Below are 17,374 nucleotides of genomic sequence, written 5' to 3'. Positions count from 1 at the left end.
TCCTCGGGTTATTGCGTTTCGGCGTCCGCCTGCATCGCCGCTTCGCGGCGGCCCTGCAGGCGGGCTTCCATCAGGTCGGCCTCATGCGCGTCGCGCAGCATCTTGGCCAGCGTGAAGACGTTGGAGATCAGGTAGAGCCAGCAGACGCCGAGGTAAGCCTTCCAGACGGGCTGGATCTCCATGCGCCACAGGCCCCAGCCGGTCAGGCCCATGGCCAGCGCGAAGCCGGCCCAGACGACGAGGCGCCACATCGGCGTGTCGACCTGGCGGTCCTGGTTGTCGCGGATGAACTTGGCCAGCGCGAAGGCCGTGGACAGGCAGAACACATAGCCCATGACCATGAAGGCGCGGTCCAGGTCGGCGCCCGGCAGCCAGGCCAGGCCCGAGGCGCACAGCATGACGCTGAGGCCGAAGGAGATCCAGACTTGGAGGCGCCAGGCGCTGGTATCGCGGCGGACGGTGGGGAATTGGCGCATGGTGTTGTCGGTGTGTGAACGAATGTTGCGATGGCCGCGATCTTGCGCGAAGCCGGCAGGGGCCACCTCGGGAATAGTTCCGAGGCGCGTGGCAAGCGCCGAAAAGTAGCGTTTCATGCGACTCCCTGGCGGTCGAAGTGGGGTCGGGTCGCGAAAACCGCCGCCGAGAAGCGGGCGCCACGCCAGTTCGCAGCACGCTTGAGGGCCAGGTCGAACAGCAGCGGGTTGTGCTCGCGCAGGCGCTCCAGGGGCGCGGCGTCGGCGGCGTCCAGCAGCCCGGCGCTGACCAGCGCGGGCAGGCGGATGGCGGCCGGAATGCCGGGCAGCGGGTAGTCGGAGCCGTGCAGCAGGCGCGCATGCCAGTCCCGGCGCGCCAGCAGCGTTCGGGCCACTTCGGGGCGGCGGTTGGTCTGCAGCACGACGGAGATGTCGCCCAGCAACCGGCCGCCCCAGTCCTCGTCCATCAGGCGCTCGAACAGCGAGAAGGCGGACACCTCGCGCGGGCGCTTCAGGTCCAGGTCCAGCGCCTCGCCCAGGGAGGCGCAGTGCGCGACGACGACGCGTACGCCCTGCTGCAGCGCCGCGCGCACATGCAGCGGGTTGCCCAGTTCGTCACGCCGGGCGCCGGGCACGGCATGCTCCTCGCCGCAGTGCACGATGACGGGCAGGCGGCTCGCCGCCAGGCGCTCGTAGAAGGGGCGCAGGCGGCGGTCGCGCAGGTCGATGTTCATGCTGGAAGGCAGCCACTTCAGCGCTACGGCGCCGTTGGCGAGGGCTGCATCCAGCCTGGCCAGCGCATCAGGCCGGTAGGGATGGATGGACGCGACCCAGGCGAAGCGCTGGGCATGGGCTGCGGCGATGCGGGCCGCATAGGCATCGGGCACATGGAAGGTGGTGTGGCCCGCGTGGGGGCGGCCGGCGGCGTCGCAGGCCTGGTCGAAGGCGAACAGCATCCAGCGGGCGCCGGCGGGAAAATCGTCGGCCAGGGCCTTGAGCCGCTCGACATAGGCGCGGTCCACGCTGGGCGCGTCACCCGGCACGCAGGCCGCGTTCAGGATGAAGCGCTTGCGCAGCATCTCCACCGGATGCCACCACTGGCTCAGCTGGGCGTTGACGGTGCAGCCCGAGCCGGAGTCGCCGGTGCCGAGCAGATGGGTGTGGACGTCCCAGAGCTGGGCCGGATCCAGACCGGCGAAGGTCCGCTCCAGCAGGGGACGCAGCTCGTCGGGGATGCCGCTGCGGCAGCCATTGAGCAGGCCGGCGCGGGCGGGTGCGGCCAGGGAGGTGAACAGGCCGGCGGCGGCGCCGCAGCACAGCAGATGGCGTCGGGTGAGCATGGCGACGGAGGACAGGAAGTGACGAGGGCCGCGAGCATCGCGAGGCCGCGGCCTGCCGCCGCCGTTTTTGCGGCGCTGGCGCGAGGCCCGCGACCGACGGTGGCGTCATGCGCTACCGTCGCGTCATGTCGAGCACGCAATCCCTCGTGGCCCTGATCAAGGCCGAGTTGAAGACGCGCGGCCTCAGCTATGCCGAGCTGGCGCGCGAACTGGAGCTCTCCGAGTCCAGCGTCAAGCGCATGCTGGCGCCGGGCGGCGAGATGCCGCTGTCACGCGTGGACGAGATCTGCCGCGCCCTGGGCCTGGAGTTCGCCGAGCTGGCCGCGCGCCTGGTGCGCGAGACGCCGACCCAGCGGGAGCTGAGCCTGGAGCAGGAGAAGGCCGTCGTCGCCGACCCCAAGCTGCTGCTGGTGGCCATCTGCTGCCTGAGCCAGTGGCCGCTGGAGAACATGCTGACGCGCTACCGCATGTCCGAGGCCGAGATCGTGGCGGCCCTGGCCCAGCTGGACCGCCTGGGCGTCATCGAGCTGCGCCCGCACAACCGCTACAAGCTCAAGGTCGCCAAGACCCTGCGCTGGCGGCCGCAGGGCCCCGTCATGCAGTTCTTCAGGGAGCGCGTGATGGCGGACTTCTTCGCCGGCGGCTTCGACGGCGATGGCGAACTGCTGACGCTGGTGCATGGCGAGTTCGGCGCCGGCCATGCCCGCGAGCTGGCCGAGAGGCTGCAGCGCGCGGCCGACGACTTCGCCCGCCAGCATCTGCTGGACCAGAAGCTTCCCGCCTCCGAGAAGCGGCCCTACAGCGTCGTCATCGGGCTGAGGTCGTGGATCTTCGAGGCGTTCCGGGATCTGGAAAGGCCTGGATTGGGGCTTACCAAAACTCCCAACGCCCGGTCGAGATGACCCAGATGCCCAGCAGGCCGTTGGTCACCGCGTGGGCGATGACGGCCGTCCACAGCCGGCCGCTGCGGCGGTAGAGCCACGCATAGGCCAGGCCCGCGACGACGGCGGCCAGCCACAACGTGTGGGCCAGCGTGAAGACAAAGGTCGACAGCACGATGGCGCGCACGCCCACCGTCTGCGGATCGACGCGCTCGAAACCGGGGTGCTGCACCCAGCGCATCAGGAAGCTGCGCCAGAACAGCTCCTCCATGACGGGCACGACCAGGGCCGCGCCGACGAGGCGCAGCAGGATCAGCGTCCAGATGGGCTGGCCGTTGGCGTCCAGCGGCACGAAGCTGGCGGTGGCCGAGCCGAGCTGCATCCACGGCGCGTCGAGCTGGATCCAGATGGCGAAGACGGCGATGCCGACGACGACAGCCCAGCCCGTCTCACGCGCATCGGGCAGGTTCTGCCTTGCCAGCTCGCCATAGCCGCGCCAGTAATACGCCAGCAGGCCGGCGACGACGACGGTCTGGGCGCCATAGATCCAGCGCGCATCCAGGCCGACGTCTGCGGGCAGATAGCCGCGCAGGGCCAGGAAGGCCATGAAGACGAAGAAGGGAATGCAACGGGCGAGGGCGGCGGGGCTGAGTGCGGGCGTATCGGCAGGCATGTCAGCCCCAGCTTAAGGCCAGGGCGTGACAAGCCGGTGGGCCAGGCCCCCCAAGCCTCAGGGGGCTGTCGCTGATTTCAGCAGGCCATCCTTGAAGGCGACGAAGACGCCATTGGTCCAGCCGAAGCCGTCCTGGGTCTCGTACTCGCCGCCGCCGCCGGGCCTGTCCTCGGCGACGTCGTATTTCTCCAGCAGCCGCCCCGTGGCGAGATAGACGCGGTGCACGCTGGCGCACCAGCGCGCGGCGATGTCGCGGGCCAGCGCGGCGTGGCCGTAGCGGTTCAGGCCCTGGGACGCCATCCATTGCAGCGGCGCCCAGCCATTGGGGGCGTCCCATTGTTGGCCGGTTGTCAGGGCCGTCGTCAGCAAGCCGTTGGCGCCGAGCAGATGGCGCTGCACCTGGGCGGCCATGGCATCGGCCTGGGCCTGCGTCGCGAGGCCCAGATACAGGGGCACCAGGGCTGCGGCCGTCAGCGGGCGCGGGTCGCTGGCGTCGCGCCAGTTCAGGTCGGCGAAATGGCCGGCGTCGGCGCGCCAGAAGCGGCTCTGCAGCAGCTGGCGGCGGGCGGAGGCGCGGGCCTCGAAGGCGTGGGCCGTGGCCGTGTCGCCGCTGCGTGCGGCGCCCAGCGCAATCGCGCTCTCCAGGCCGGCCAGCAGCGCATTCAGGTCGACGGGTGCCAGCGCTGTCGTCTCGATCGTCGCGATGTCGGCGGGATCGGCGCACCAGCGGCCCGAGAAGTCCCAGCCGCTCTCGGCGCCGGCGCGCAGGTCGCGCCAGACCTCAGGCGGCGTGCGGCCGGCGGCCGCCTCGGCGGTCAGCACGTCCTCGCGCCAGCTTTCCTCCCGCGGCGTGCAGCGGTCGTCCCAGTAGCGGTTCAGCAGCGCGCCGTCGGCGGTTCGCACGACGCGGCGATGCGCCTGGCCGGGTGCCAGCGTGGCCTCGCCGGCCATCCAGAAGGCGTGCTCGGCCTGGAGTTCGGCGAGGTGGGCCGCGAAGCCGGCCGCCGGGTCGTCGGCGTGCAGCAGCTCGACCATGCGGAAGAAGAAGGGCGGCTGCGAGCGGCTCAACATATAGCTGCGGCTGCTGTTGGGAATGAAGCCGTGGGTCGCGATCAGGTGGGCGAAGTTGGCGAGCATGTGCTCGGCCAGGTCGCGCCGGCCGTCGGCCACCAGCCCGAGCATCGTGAAATAGCTGTCCCAGTAGTAGAGCTCGCGGAAACGCCCGCCAGGCACGACGTAGGGCCGGGGCAGGGCCAGCAGGCTCTCACCCTCCTGGGCTTGCGGATGCTCGCGCACCAGCAGCGGCCACAGCGCCCGGATGTGCTCGCGGATGCCGAGGCGCGGGCCGACGGCGGCGTCGTGGCCGGGCAGCTCGAAATGGGCATGGACGAAATCGGGCAGCGAGAAGCCGGGCAGGCGGCGGTCGGCCTCGAAACGGGCGCGGATCAGCGCCGGCGAAGTCTTGGGCCGGGCGTCGACGAAGCTCTTGCCGTCGCCGAAGACGCGCGTCATCTGCACGGCGATGAAGAGCTCGCCATAGAGCTCATGGGGCGTCGCGGCCGCCGCATGGGCGGGTGCGACGGCTTGGATGGGCGCGGTGGCGAACAGGTCGCCGGGGCGCGAGGACGAGGAGGTCATGACACGAGATGCCGGCGCAGCCGGGTGAGCGAGACCGCCAGCGCCGCGACAGGCACCAGCAGCAGGCCGAAGGCGGTGGTGCCGTCGAAGGCGACGAAGAGGCGGCCGGTGACGAAGCTGCCCAGCGTGCCGCCCAGGGCCGAGAAGACGACGATGAGGCCGGTCATGGCCGCGTGCTGGCGTTGCGGCAGCGCGCTCAGCATGGCGGAGTTGATGGCCGGATAGATGGGCGCGAGCAGCAGGCCGGTCAGCGGCAGCAGATAGGCGGCGGGCGGGGCATTGAGCCAGCCGACATCGGCGCCCAGCGGCGCGACGTTGCGGGACAGCGGCAGCGTGATCAGGATCAGCGCCGCGATGCCGACCAGGCAGGCAAGCACGACGGCGAACCAGCCCAGGCGGCCGATGACGGCGGCGCTGGTCAACCGGCCCAGGGCCGTCGTCGCCGGCATGATGACTGCGAGGCCCACGCTCATCGCTGTCGGCAGATGCAGCACCTCGTTGTTGAAGCTCGGCAGCCAGGTCGAGATGCCCTGCTCGATCAGCACATAGAGGAAGGCCGACAGCAGGAAGACGACGACCAGGGCCAGCTTGAGCAGCGGCGCCATCGCGACGAGATCCTCGCGCAGCGTGGTGCCGGGCGACTGGATGGGGCCTTCGTCCAGCGGGCTGAACAGCAGCAGCGCAAACGCGCCGGCAGCCAGCGCGGCGAGGATGTTGTAGACCTGCAGCCAACCCTGTCCCGGTGTGTGCGCCGCCTGGCTGAACAGCAGGAAGCCGCCCAGCACGCCGACCATGAACAGGCCTTCGAGCAGGTTGGTGAAGCGGGCATGCCCGGCCTTGTCGTGGGTGACCAGGCCGATCATGGAATAGGCCGAGACCTTGACCAGCGCAAAACCTGCCCCCAGCGTGCAGAACAGCAGCTTGATGGCCCAGAAGGCCGACAGCACCGGCATGGCCAAACACGCCGCGCCGACGGCCGCGAGGGCCAGCAGCATGGACTTCTTCAGGCCCAGCCGGGGCAGCAGCGAGGCGACGAGGAAGGACGTGACCGCGATGGGCAGGTCCTTCCACGCGTCCAGCAGGGCGGCCTCGGCGCGTGGCACGCCGAGGGTCTGCACGACGAGCAGGTTGACCGCGCCCACGCTGTTCAGCAGGGCGCCGAACAGCATATAGGTCAGGATGATGGCGAGCCTGATGCGCAGGCCGCCGCTCGACAGGGAGAGTGCAGGTGTGGTGGTCATGTCGAGTGGGGCGTTGAGTTCAGGCGTCGCCATCTTGGCGCTTCGTCAGAACTGGAAGCCGACGCTCAGTTCATAGGCGCGGCCGAACAGCGGCCGCGCGAGGAAGACGCCGTCCTGGCCCGCGGCCTGGCCCGGCACGCGGAAGTTGCCTTCCGTCAGGCCGATCTTGTTGGTCAGGTTGGTGCCGGTGAGGCGCACTTCCAGGCCGTTGTCCATGGAGAACACGGCGCCCGCGTCGATCGTCCGGTAGGCCGGCAGCTTCAGCGTGTTGGTCTGGTCGGCGAAGCGCTCGCCGACATGGCTGAAGGTGGCGAAGGTGCGCAGCTGGCCGAAGCCGGTCTGGGTCTGCCAGCTCGGCGTCAGGCGGGCCTGGAACTTCGGCGCGCGCTCGACGCGGTTGCCGCTGAACTGCTGGAAGTCCTTGTACTTGGCGTCCTGCACGTTGCCGGTGGCGGCGATCTCGAAGCCCTTCAGCCAATCCCCTGGGCGCAGGGCCAGTTCGAACTCGACGCCCGAGGCCTTGCTGTTCGGCCGCAGCACGACATTGCCGGCATTGGTGAACTGCTGGGTCTGCGAGTTCGTCAGCTTGTTGGCATAGGCCGTCAGGAAGGCGCTGTAGAGCTTGGTGGCGGTCTTCAGGCCGATCTCGAACTGCGTGATGTCCTCGACCGAATCACGGCTCTCGTTGGCGCCGCGGCCGCGCAGCACGTCAAAGTCGGGCAGGCGATGGCCCTTGTTGACGCGCACGAAGGCGCTGAAGTCGCGCGTGAAGGCGTAGTTGGCACCGGCCGTGAAGGAGCTGCGGCTCAGCTTGCTGTCGATCAGCGTGTGGGTGCCGTTGAAATAGGACAGGTTGTTGTTGTAGATCGTCGTCGGGTCGGCATCGAGGTCGCCGTTGCTGACGTTGGCAATCGTGCCGGTGATGCGCTGGGTCTCGCGGCGGGCGCCGAGGTCGACGCGCAGCTCCTTGGTCAGCTGCCACTCGTCGGCGATGAAGAAGGCGCGCGTGTTGCCGCTGTAGTTGGCGTCGAGGTTGAAGGAGAAGGGCGGCGTGACATAGCCGTTGCGCGAGGCCTTGACGCCGTTGTCCAGCACCACGTCGACAAGGCGGGCATGGGACTGCACCGTCATCAGCTGGGCCTGGCCCAGGGTCCAGACATCGTGCGAGCTGTAGCCAGCCAGGTAGAGGCCCAGGGTCAGGTTGTTGCCCGGCGCGATCTCGCGGGAGATGCGGGTCTCGTTGCTGGTCGAGCGCAGCGCCTTGTCCACGGCCCACATGCCGTTGACGATGACGGGCGTGCTGCCGGTGACCGCGCCCCCGCCATTGGTGAAGGTGGCGCTGCCGGTGGTGGCCGCGCGGCCCGCAGCAGCGACGACGGCGGCATCACCGTTGGCCGCGGTCACCTGCGAGGTGATGTAGCTGGACAGCGTCTGCGGGTTCGCGCCGGAGAAGAGGGCGTAGGTCGGCGTGTCGCCCGTCGTGTGGCTGAGCTTGTTGGTCAGCGTCCAGTCGCCGAGCTTGGTGTCGAGGTTGGCGCCATAGGTCTGCACGTCGGCGCCGCGGCCGTCGGCCAGGTCCTTGGTGACGGTGCTGCGCAGGATCTCGGGCTTGCCATTGGGCAGGGTACGGCCCGTCGCGCGGCCCGTCTCCAGCACGATGTTGCGCAGCTCGTTGCCGTAGAAATAGTCCTTCAGCGCATTGAAGCCGGGATAGCTGGACGCGCTCTTGCCGTCGGCCGAGCCGACGACGGGAATGGCCGTGAAGAAGGCGTTGCGGTCGCGCAGGGCGCGGGCGTAGAGCTGCAGGCTGCCGTTGTCGAGCTTGCGGCTCAGCACCACGCTGGCCTGGCCACCGCTGTCGGCGGGGAACTGCGTGTCGCGCACGCCGTCGCTCTCGCGCCAGAAGCCGCCGACCATGATGTTCCAGTCGGCCGACAGCTTGCCGGCATAGACGCCGTCCACGCGCTTCAGGTTGCCGGTGCCCGTCGTCACACGCAGGCCGGCCTCGGCGTTGCGGCCGTCCTTCTGGATGAAGTTGACGGTCACGCCGGGCTGGCCGCTGCCGAAGATGGGGCTGGGGCCGCCGCGCAGCACTTCCATGCGGTCGATGGTGTCGTCCAGGCGGAAGAGCTGCGAGTGCTCGAAGAAGCTCAGCGTCGGCAGGTGATACAGCGGCGCGCCGTTGAGCTGGAAGGTCGAGTAGGGGCCGTCGCCCGGCGTCGGAAAACCGCGCACGCGGATGTTGGCGCCGGCCTGGCCGCCGGAGGTCTCGACGAAGACGCCGGGCACGGTCTTGAGGATGTCGGCCGTGCTGGTGGGCGCGGCGGCCTTGATCTGCTCCTCGGTGGCGGTCGTGATCGAGAAGCCGGCTTCCAGCTTGCGCACGCCCTCGCGGCGCGCCGTGCCGGTCACGACGACGGCTTCGAGTTCCTTGACCTCGGGCGAGGCGGGGGCGGGCTTGGCGGCAGGGCCTGTCTCTTGGGCGAAGGCGGCGCCACAGAGGCTGGCGACGGCCAGGGCGATCAGTTGGGGGCGCAGGCGTTGGGTGCCGGCGCGCGGCGTGGCATGGGGCATGGTGGTCTCCGATGGTTGTTGTGCGTCCCGAAAGCCGGCGCGGCCGTCGCCACTTTCGATGGAGTGGACTTTGATGGCAAATGTTATCGATGTCATTTGGGTTTTCACCAATGAGATGAGTCACTGATATCGATGACATCGATTGCGGCGCCGACGCCGCGGAGTTTTTGAAGCGGCGGCTTGTCGGTCCAGGGCAAACCCCGACAATCGCCGCCCATGAGCATCCAAGACCTCACCGACGCCGAGTTCGCCGAACTCGACGAACTCCTCGCCGCCACGCCCGAGCCCCTGCAGCCGCTGGACGCCTCCATGCTGGACGGCTACCTCTGCGGCGTCATCGTGCAGCCCCGCCTCATCGAGGCCGACGAATGGCTGCCCAACATCTTCGATTACGACGGCGGCCTGCTGCCCGAGGCCGTGGATGCCGGCTGGCTGGACCGGCTGACCCAGCTCGTCGAACGCCGCCACGCGGCCCTGAACCGCGGCCTCGTCGAGGACGGCTGGTTCGATCCCGTCATCCTCGAGGTCGACGAGACCCAGGAGCCCGACCCGTTGCCCGAGGACGCGACCGAGGAAGAACGCTCGGCCCGCGCCAGCTACGACGAGCTGGGCCCCATCTCGCGCGCCCTGATGCCCTGGGTGGCCGGCTTCCAGCATGCCGCCCTGTGCTTCCCCGAGCTGGCCGACATGCCCAACGAGGATGTCGCCGCGGCCATGGCGCGCCTGTACCGCCACCTGCCGGCCGAGACGGCCGAGGAGAAGGAAGTCGTCGCGACGCTGAACCGCGAGCATCCGCTGAAGGACCTGGACGACGCCATCGAGGAGCTCGTCGTCACGGTGGCTGACCTGGCCGACCTGACCGAGGCCGAGCGCTACCGCGTGGACACCATCAAGCGCGACACGCCCAAGGTGGGGCGCAATGATCCTTGCCCGTGTGGCTCGGGGCGCAAGTACAAGGTTTGCCATGGCAGCAACTAAGGACTTGCGGGACAGACCGAAGGCGCGCGGCGCCGAGCTCTGTCCCCAACTGGCATGAGACTGCAGCTCCTGTCGGACCTGCATCTCGAGACGGAGTCCTACCAGCCGGTGCCCGCCCCGGGTGCCGAGCTGCTGATCCTTGCCGGCGACATCGACACCACGTGGCGCAGCTTCGAGCTGTTCCGCGGCTGGCCGGTGCCGGTGCTCTTCGTGCCGGGCAACCACGAGTACGACCGGCGTGACGTGGACGAGGCGCGCGAGGCGCTGCGTGCGCACGTCAAGGAGGTCGGCCTGCGCATGCTGGACGACGAGTCCGTCGTCATGGCGGACGCACAAGGCCGGCGCGTGCGCTTCGTCGGCTGCACGCGCTGGTGCGACTTCGACGCCTTCGGTCCCTCGGGACGCGACCGCGCGATGCGGGCCGGCGGCTATTTCCAGAATGTCATGCAGTCCACCCGCCACGGTGAGCCCTTCGGCGTCGATGCCGTGCGCGTGCTGGCCTTGGAGCAGCGCGCCTGGCTGGCCGGCGAACTCGCGCGCGAAGGGGACTGGGACACGACGGTCGCCATCACCCACTTCGCGCCCAGCCTGAAGAGCGCCGACCCTCGCTACGGCCGCCAGCCGGGCACGGCCAGCTTCTGCAACGACGACGAAGACCTGCTGCCCCACGCCAGCGTCTGGATCCACGGCCATCTGCATTGCCGCCACAACTACCGCGTCGGCGAGACCCGTGTCATCAGCAATGCGCGCGGCCACAGCAAGCGCGGCGAGGCCGATGGCTTCGATGGACAGCGGGTGTTCGAGGTCTTCGCGGCTTGAGGCTCGGCGACCGAGTGGCTCATCCCTCGGCTGACAATGTTTCTATTCCCTGCGAACACGTCGATAGACCATGAACCTTGCTTTTCGCGTCTGCGCCCTGCTTGTCGCGACCTTGCTGACAACGTCTTGTGCCACGCACTACGGGCCGAACACCTTGTTCGGCGGCTACAAGGAGACTCGCATCGACGACGCGCGCTTTCGCGTGAAGTTTGACGGCAACGGCTATGCGAGCCAGGAACGCGTGTGGTCTTTCTGGATCTATCGCTGCGCAGAGCTGACCAAGCAAAACGGCTACGCCTACTTCGGTCTTGAGAGGCCACCGGTGCAGACCTCCTCGATCTCGGGGCCGGGCCCTATCCGAAATGTGGTGTATCAGCCGGGAGATGGACCGCGCTTTGTCCAGACCGGCGGTGTGAGCTATGTACCGATCTACATCCCGGGCGGCCGGGTGACCACCTGGCACACCGATGCGGTGGTTGTCATGTTCAAGGAGCTGCCCTCCGACGGGACACCCGTGCTGCGGGCGCAATCGGTGCTCGACGATCTGGACCCCTATGTCAAATCCAACGGTGCCACCGTGCCCGTGTCGCGCGACGAAGTGCTGAGCCACGCCGCCGTGATCCAGCCTCGTGCCAGCAATGGCCGGCCTGGCACGCTGTCGGCCAACGGCCGATACCGCTATGTCGGCTCGATCGGCAGAGACCAGTTCACGGTCGACGTGGAGTCCATTCGCCGAGATGGGGACATCGTTCGCTACCGCTTGCGGTCCTCGAACAGTGATGCTGCGTCCCCGGTCGTCTATGAAGGCCTCATCGGTGTGGACTGTCAGAAGCGCACGCGCATGGAGTTCGAACATGCCGTCAGCCTCAATCGCGGCCCGATGAGGCGTAGCGCCCTGGTGCCCGAACCCAAGACAGTGTTCCCCGGCACGCGACAGGAACTGGAGCTCAACGCGGTCTGCGAACTCGCTCGGGACCTGACCTGATCGGACCGGGTGGCATGAGCCGTGACTTGCATCGCGGCTGGATGTGGCCGCATCAGTGAATGTCCTCGGGTCGCGTTACCAGTCGTCGTCTGCGCCCTGAGCCGACAGCAGCAGTGCCGGCGCGGCCTATGGCGAATCTGAAGCCAGCCTGAAGCCTTCCCAAGGTTTTGAAGCTTCAGGCCTTGCGCCCGGCCGGGGCATCGCCAATGGCGCATCGCTCGTCCCTAGAGTGGTTCTCGACCCGCGTCAGACGGGTCTCGTGAAGACCACTACGGAGACAAACCGATGCATACCCCTACCCCGGCACTTCGCCGGCTGATCGCCTGCCTGCCCTTCCTGGCCCTGGCGTCCCACATCCACGCCGCCACCTTCCAGGCCGAGAGCGCCGCCCTCAGCGGCGGCGCCGCCACGGCGACCGACCACACCGGCTACACCGGCAGCGGCTTCGTCGGCGGCTTTGTCGACGGCAACAAGGGCAATGCGCAGACCAGCTTCACTGCCAACGCGGCCACTGCAGGCAACTACACGCTGAAGCTGCGCTATGCCAACGGCACGGGCTCGGCCAAGAGCTTGACGCTGTATGTCGACGGCGTGTCCAAGGGCCAGGTCAGCCTGGGCGCCACCGCCAACTGGGACGACTGGCTGGTGCAGACGACGACCGTCGCGCTGACGGCCGGCAACCACACGGTGGCCTACAAGTTCACGACGGCCGACAGCGGCAACGTCAACCTCGACAAGCTGGACGTCGATGCCGTCGTCACCACGCCGGGCAGCCCGCAGGCCGAGGACGCGGCACTGAGCGGCGGCGCCAGCGTCGCGACCGACCACACCGGCTATCAGGGCAGCGGCTTCGTCGGCGGCTTCACCGATGGCAACAAGGGCAATGCCCAGGTCGCCTTCAGCGTGACGGCGGCCACGGCCAGCAGCCATGAGCTGGCGCTGCGCTATGCCAACGGCACGGGCACGGCCAAGACGCTGACGCTGTTCGTCGACGGCGCCTCCGCCGGCCAGGTCACCCTGCCCGCTACGGCGAACTGGGACAGCTGGGCGACGCAGACGTCCACCGTCACGCTGAGCGCCGGCGCGCACACGGTCGCCTACAAGTTCACCACCGCGGACAGCGGCAACGTCAACCTCGACGCCCTCAACGTCACCGCCGTCACCGGCGGCGGCACGGGCAACCCCAACGTGACGCCGGCCGAGGCTGAGACCTGGTTCATGTCCGGCGGCGCCGCGGTGTCCACCTCGGCCACGGGCTACAACGGCAGCGGCTATGTCGCCGGCTTCTCCAGCAGCGGCGCCCGCACCATCCGCACCGTCTTCATGAGCGGCGACGGCAGCGCCAACACCACTTTGCGCTATCGAAACACCAGTGGCGCGGCCCGCGTGCTGGACGTCATCGTCAATGCAGCCCGCATCGGCACGGTCAGCCTCCCCGCCGGCTCCGGCTGGGCCACGCTGAGCCTGCCGCTGACGCTGCGCACCGGCCACAACACCGTGGGCCTGCAGGCGGCGGCCGCCGGCGCCGATGTCGGCATCGACAGCCTGACCGTGCCCGGCGAGCTGACCGCCGCCGCGCGTGGCGCCACGGTGCGCACGACCTTGTACGAAGCCGAGACGGCCACGACCAATGCCACCGTGCTGACCGCCAACCGCACGCCCTTCACCGTGCAGTCCGAGTCCAGCGGCCGCAGCCTGGTGCGCCTGGCCAATACCGGCCACCAGGTCAGCTTCACGCTGACCCAGCCTACCAACTCCCTGGTGCTGCGCTATTCCATCCCCGACGCGCCGGGCGGCGGCGGCCAGTCGGCCACGCTGGCGCTGTACGCCAACGGGACCAAGGTGCGTGACCTCAACCTGACGTCCACCTACGCCTGGGTCTACGGCGCCTATCCCTTCCGCGGCGTGCCGTCGGATGGCACACCGCGCCATTTCTACGACGAGATCCATGTGCCCCTCGCCAGCAGCTACCCGGCGGGCACGGTCTTCAAGCTGCAGAAGGACAGCGGCAACACCGCGGCGTACTACGACATCGACTTCATCGAGACCGAGGTCGTGCCCGCCGCCTATGCGATGCCGGCCGGCGCCTTCTCCATCACCAGCTATGGCGCGGTGTCGGGCGGCGGCGATGCCACGTCGGCCTTCCAGCAGGCCATCGCGGCGGCCCAGCCGAGCGGTGGCGTGGTCTGGATCCCGTCCGGCACCTTCAAGCTGCCGACGCGCATCAATGTCGCGGGCGTCACCATTCGCGGTGCCGGGCCCTGGTACTCGACGGTGGAGCTCGGTGACAACGGCCGCGGCGGCTTCTACGCCACCGGCAACAACATCCGCATGGCCGACTTCCTGATGCTGGGCAAGGTCACGCTGCGCGATCCCGACGAACAGGTGTTGACCGACGCGCCGCTGGAAGGCAACTTCGGCACCGGCTCCCTGGTGCAGAACCTGTGGTTCGAGCACACCAAGGTCGGCATGTGGATCGACTCGGGCACCAACGGCCTCTACGCCACCGGCCTGCGCATCCGCAACGTGTTCGCCGACGGCGTCAACATCCACGCCAATGTGCAGAACACGGTGATGGACCAGAGCGTCATCCGCAACAGCGGCGACGACGCCCTGGCCATGTACTCGCGCGGCTCGGCGGTGACCAACAGCGCCTATGTCCGCAACACCGTGCAGTCGCCGGTGCTGGCCAACGGCATCGGCATCTACGGCGGCAACGGCAACCGGGCGGAGTACAACGTCATCCAGGACACCGTCGTCGGCGCCTCCGGCATCACGGTCAGCTCGCGCTTCAGCCCGGTGGCCTTCAGCGGCACGACGCGCATCACCGGCAACACGCTGGTGCGCACCGGCGGCTTTGAGCCCAACTGGAACGACCAGTTCGGCGCGCTGTTCCTGTTTGCCGACACGTCCAGCATCACCTCACCCGTCATCGTGAAGGACCTGCTGATCCAGGACAGCACCTACTCCGGCCTCTACATCAGCGGGCCGAATCAGGTGCAGAACGCGGTGTTCGACGGCATCACGATCAGCGGCGCCGGCACCTATGGCATCCAGATCAAGTCCGGCGGCAATGCGACGTTCCAGAACGTGACGGTGAGCGGTGCTGCGCAGGGCGGCTTGAACAACACGGGCGGCTTCACGCTGAATCGCGGAACCGGCAACAGCGGGTTCTAAGCGTGTTTTACTGGTTTGATGCGTAAAGCCCAGACCACGCCGGCGATCAACAGCAGCACGCCTGCCAAGGTCGCCGGCGGCGGCATGCGCTGGTTCCATGCGAAGGCATAGGCCAGCGCCGCCAACGTCTCGAAGACGATCAGCTGGCCCGACAGCGAGGTCGGCAGGCGCTGGCTGGCCTCGTTCCAGCACAGCGTGCCCAGCCAGGACGAGCACAGCCCGATGGCCGCCATCAGGGCTATGAAGGCCAGCGGCCTGTCGCCGAACGGGAAGGCATAGCCCGCCGGGATCAGCGTGTCGGGCGCCATCAGGTGCAGCAAGCCGAGCAGCAGCGCGCCGGCGACGGCCATGGGCAGCGTGACCAGTCCTTGCGCCGTGGCCCAGGCTCTTGGCGAGCGATCGGCATGCGCGCGCAGCCAGTCGGCATTGCGGATCGGATACCAGGTCCAGCAGGCCACGGCGGCGATGGCCAGCAGGGCGCCCTCGGCATAGCGGCGCGCATCGCCGGCCTCGGCCTGCAGGGCGGCCAGCTCATCGCGGTTCACGCAGGCCAGGCCGGCCGCGATCAGCAGCAGCGACGGCGCCAGCCGGCCCCAAGGCAGATGGCCGTCGCGCACGCGGTTGCGGTGGTTGGCGCAGATGGCGATGACGACCGGCAGCGTGCCGATGATCATGGTCGGCAGCGGTGCGCCGGCGCGCTGGATGGCGGCCGAGAGACACAGGTAGTAGAGGAAATTGCCGATGAGGCTGAGCTTGGCGGCCTCCCACCAATCCGCGCGGTGCAGCTCGCGCAGGGCGCGGCGGTCCAGAGCCAGGGCCAGCGGCAGGGCGATCAGGCCGAAGGCCAGGTAACGGCCCACCGTCAGCAAGGCGGGCGCATAGCCGGGCAACATCACGGGGGCCACAAACACCAGCCCCCACATCAGCCCGGCGGCGAGGGCGAACAGCAAACCAAGCAGCATGGCCAGCATCATCACCCATGGCTTCGTCACAGCGTGGCGCTAGGCTCTTTCATCCATGCGCCTCGCCTTCGTCCTCAGCCTTGCACTGTCCGCCTGGGCGGCCCATTGCCGTCGTGTTGACAGGCCCTAGACCGCTCAGGCCCTGAACCAGTTCATCACGGCTTCGCGCTGTTCGGCCGAGTAGTGCAGGCCGAGCTTGCTGCGCCGCCACAGCACGTCCTCGGCGCTGCGGGCCCATTCGTATTCCACCAGATGGCGCAGTTCGGACTCGAACAGGCCCGGCGCGATCTCGGCACCCGGCGGCGCGGCCAGCAGCTCGCGCGCCTGGCTGCCGTAGCTGCGGGCGATGCGGCGCACGCCGGCCCGGGGGTGGGCCGCCTGCAGCTCGGCCGCGAAGCCGTCGATGTCGACGCCATGCGCGCCGAGGTCGCCCCCGGGCAGGGTGGCGCCGGCCGTCCAGGGCTTGCGCGCGTCGCCCAGCATCTCGCCGACCTGGGTCGCGCCGTCCTCGGCCAGCTTGCGATAGGTCGTCAGCTTGCCGCCCCACACATTCAGCAGCGGCGCGCCGCCTTGCTTGTCGGCTTCGAGCAGATAGTCGCGCGTGACGGCCGAGGCCGAGCCGCCTTCGTCCAGCAGCGGGCGCACGCCGGCATAGGTCCACAGCACGTCGGCCGGCTGCACCGGCTGGGCCAGGTAGCGGCTGGCCTGCTCGCAGAGATAGGCCACCTCGTCCTCGGCAATGGCGGCGCGCGACGGCGGGTCTTCGTGCTCGGGCAGCTCCACGTCTGTCGTGCCGATCAGCGTGAAGCGACCCTGGTAGGGGATGGCGAAGATGATGCGGCCGTCGGCGTTCTGGAAGATGTAGGCGTGGTCGTGCGTGAAGCGCTGGTTCACGACGATATGGCTGCCCTTGACCAGGCGCAGGCCGCGCGCCGGCAGCGGCTGGCCGTTGCCGCGCTGGGTGTGGTCGCGCAGGAATCGCTCGGCCCAGGGGCCGGCCGCGTTGATGAGGGCGCGGGCGCGCAACTGGCGGCCGTTCTGCAGCCTGACCTGCCAGCCCTCCTGGCCGCGCATGGCCTGGGTCACGGCACAGCGTGTCAGCACCTCGGCGCCGCGCGCCCTGGCATCCTGGGCGTTCGCAACGACCAGGCGGGCGTCGTCCACCCAGCCGTCGGAATAGACAAAGCCGCGCGTGAACTCGGGCTTCAGCGGTGCGCCATAGGTGCTGCCGGCCAGGCGCAGGCCGTGCGAGCCCGGCAGCAGTTCGCGGCGGGCCAGATGGTCGTAGAGGAAGAGGCCGATGCGGATCATCCAGGCCGGACGCAGATGCGGCGCATGCGGCAGCACGAAGCGCAGCGGCTGGATCAGATGAGGCGCGCTCCTGAGCAGCACTTCGCGCTCCTGCAGGGCCTTGCGCACCAGGGAGAACTCATAGGTCTCCAGATAGCGCAGGCCGCCGTGCACGAGCTTGGTCGACGCCGACGAGGTGTGAGAGGCGAGGTCGTCGCGCTCGGCCAACAGCACGCGCCAACCGCGGCCGGCCAGGTCGCGGGCCAGGCCCGTGCCATTGATGCCGCCCCCCACCACCACGACGTCAATATCATCCATACCGACCACTCTAAGTGAACGACAG

General features: G+C 69.0%; 13 protein-coding genes. 5 read left to right on the top strand and 8 right to left on the bottom strand.

Features of this window, described 5'->3' with window-relative positions:
• Nucleotides 1-8 precede the first annotated feature (8 nt).
• Both AC07OY_RS11420 and AC07OY_RS11415 read right to left on the bottom strand, forming a co-directional pair.
• Nucleotides 9-476 (bottom strand): YiaA/YiaB family inner membrane protein, encoded by a 468-nt coding sequence (locus AC07OY_RS11420; RefSeq protein WP_495042692.1) that lies wholly within the window; start codon nt 474-476, stop codon nt 9-11.
• 113 nt (nt 477-589) lie between these two features.
• Nucleotides 590-1,813 carry an amidohydrolase family protein gene (locus AC07OY_RS11415; protein WP_495042691.1) on the bottom strand — a complete coding sequence of 408 codons (1,224 nt, stop codon included), beginning with the start codon at nt 1,811-1,813 and terminating at the stop codon, nt 590-592.
• Between the two features lie 125 nt (nt 1,814-1,938).
• Between AC07OY_RS11415 and AC07OY_RS11410 the strand changes: the two genes are divergently transcribed.
• Nucleotides 1,939-2,715 carry a helix-turn-helix domain-containing protein gene (locus AC07OY_RS11410; RefSeq protein ID WP_495043522.1) on the top strand — a complete coding sequence of 259 codons (777 nt, stop codon included), beginning with the start codon at nt 1,939-1,941 and terminating at the stop codon, nt 2,713-2,715.
• Here AC07OY_RS11410 and AC07OY_RS11405 read toward each other — a convergent pair.
• Genes AC07OY_RS11405 through AC07OY_RS11390 form a run of 4 tightly spaced genes read right to left on the bottom strand, consistent with a single transcriptional unit; the run spans nt 2,684 to nt 8,820 of the window.
• A complete protein-coding gene (locus AC07OY_RS11405) occupies nt 2,684-3,367 on the bottom strand; it encodes a CAAX prenyl protease-related protein (RefSeq protein WP_495042690.1) in 684 nt (227 codons plus the stop codon). The two genes, AC07OY_RS11410 and AC07OY_RS11405, sit on opposite strands and share 32 nt — an antisense overlap.
• 57 nt (nt 3,368-3,424) lie before the next feature.
• On the bottom strand, nt 3,425-5,005 hold the full coding sequence (gene treF / locus AC07OY_RS11400) for an alpha,alpha-trehalase TreF (protein WP_495042689.1): 1,581 nt from the start codon (nt 5,003-5,005) through the stop codon (nt 3,425-3,427).
• Nucleotides 5,002-6,246: an MFS transporter gene (locus tag AC07OY_RS11395; protein WP_495042688.1), complete on the bottom strand. Its 1,245-nt coding sequence runs from the start codon at nt 6,244-6,246 to the stop codon at nt 5,002-5,004. The genes treF and AC07OY_RS11395 overlap by 4 nt, the downstream gene beginning before the upstream one ends.
• A 45-nt stretch (nt 6,247-6,291) precedes the next feature.
• The gene (locus AC07OY_RS11390) at nt 6,292-8,820 is read right to left on the bottom strand and encodes a TonB-dependent receptor (RefSeq protein ID WP_495042687.1); all 2,529 of its coding nucleotides are present in this window, start codon (nt 8,818-8,820) and stop codon (nt 6,292-6,294) included.
• A 216-nt stretch (nt 8,821-9,036) separates the two neighbouring features.
• On the opposite strand from AC07OY_RS11390, the gene AC07OY_RS11385 reads away from it, so the two are divergent.
• From AC07OY_RS11385 to AC07OY_RS11370, 4 genes are all read left to right on the top strand, one after another.
• Complete coding sequence (locus AC07OY_RS11385; protein WP_495042686.1) at nt 9,037-9,798, top strand: UPF0149 family protein; 762 nt, start codon at nt 9,037-9,039, stop codon at nt 9,796-9,798.
• A gap of 54 nt (nt 9,799-9,852) precedes the next feature.
• Nucleotides 9,853-10,617 (top strand): metallophosphoesterase, encoded by a 765-nt coding sequence (locus AC07OY_RS11380; RefSeq protein WP_495042685.1) that lies wholly within the window; start codon nt 9,853-9,855, stop codon nt 10,615-10,617.
• A 70-nt stretch (nt 10,618-10,687) separates the two neighbouring features.
• On the top strand, nt 10,688-11,602 hold the full coding sequence (locus AC07OY_RS11375) for a CC0125/CC1285 family lipoprotein (RefSeq protein ID WP_495042684.1): 915 nt from the start codon (nt 10,688-10,690) through the stop codon (nt 11,600-11,602).
• A 285-nt stretch (nt 11,603-11,887) separates the two neighbouring features.
• Complete coding sequence (locus AC07OY_RS11370) at nt 11,888-14,779, top strand: carbohydrate-binding protein (protein ID WP_495042683.1); 2,892 nt, start codon at nt 11,888-11,890, stop codon at nt 14,777-14,779.
• Here the strand turns inward: AC07OY_RS11370 and AC07OY_RS11365 are convergent.
• The gene (locus AC07OY_RS11365; RefSeq protein ID WP_495043521.1) at nt 14,776-15,741 is read right to left on the bottom strand and encodes a DMT family transporter; all 966 of its coding nucleotides are present in this window, start codon (nt 15,739-15,741) and stop codon (nt 14,776-14,778) included. The genes AC07OY_RS11370 and AC07OY_RS11365 overlap by 4 nt on opposite strands.
• A gap of 135 nt (nt 15,742-15,876) precedes the next feature.
• The gene (gene glpD, locus AC07OY_RS11360) at nt 15,877-17,349 is read right to left on the bottom strand and encodes a glycerol-3-phosphate dehydrogenase (protein ID WP_495042682.1); all 1,473 of its coding nucleotides are present in this window, start codon (nt 17,347-17,349) and stop codon (nt 15,877-15,879) included.
• Nucleotides 17,350-17,374: the final 25 nt, after the last annotated feature.

It is taken from the genome of Roseateles sp. GW821-FHT09H10 (assembly GCF_059415865.1).
This window is presented reverse-complemented; position numbering and strand designations above follow the sequence as displayed.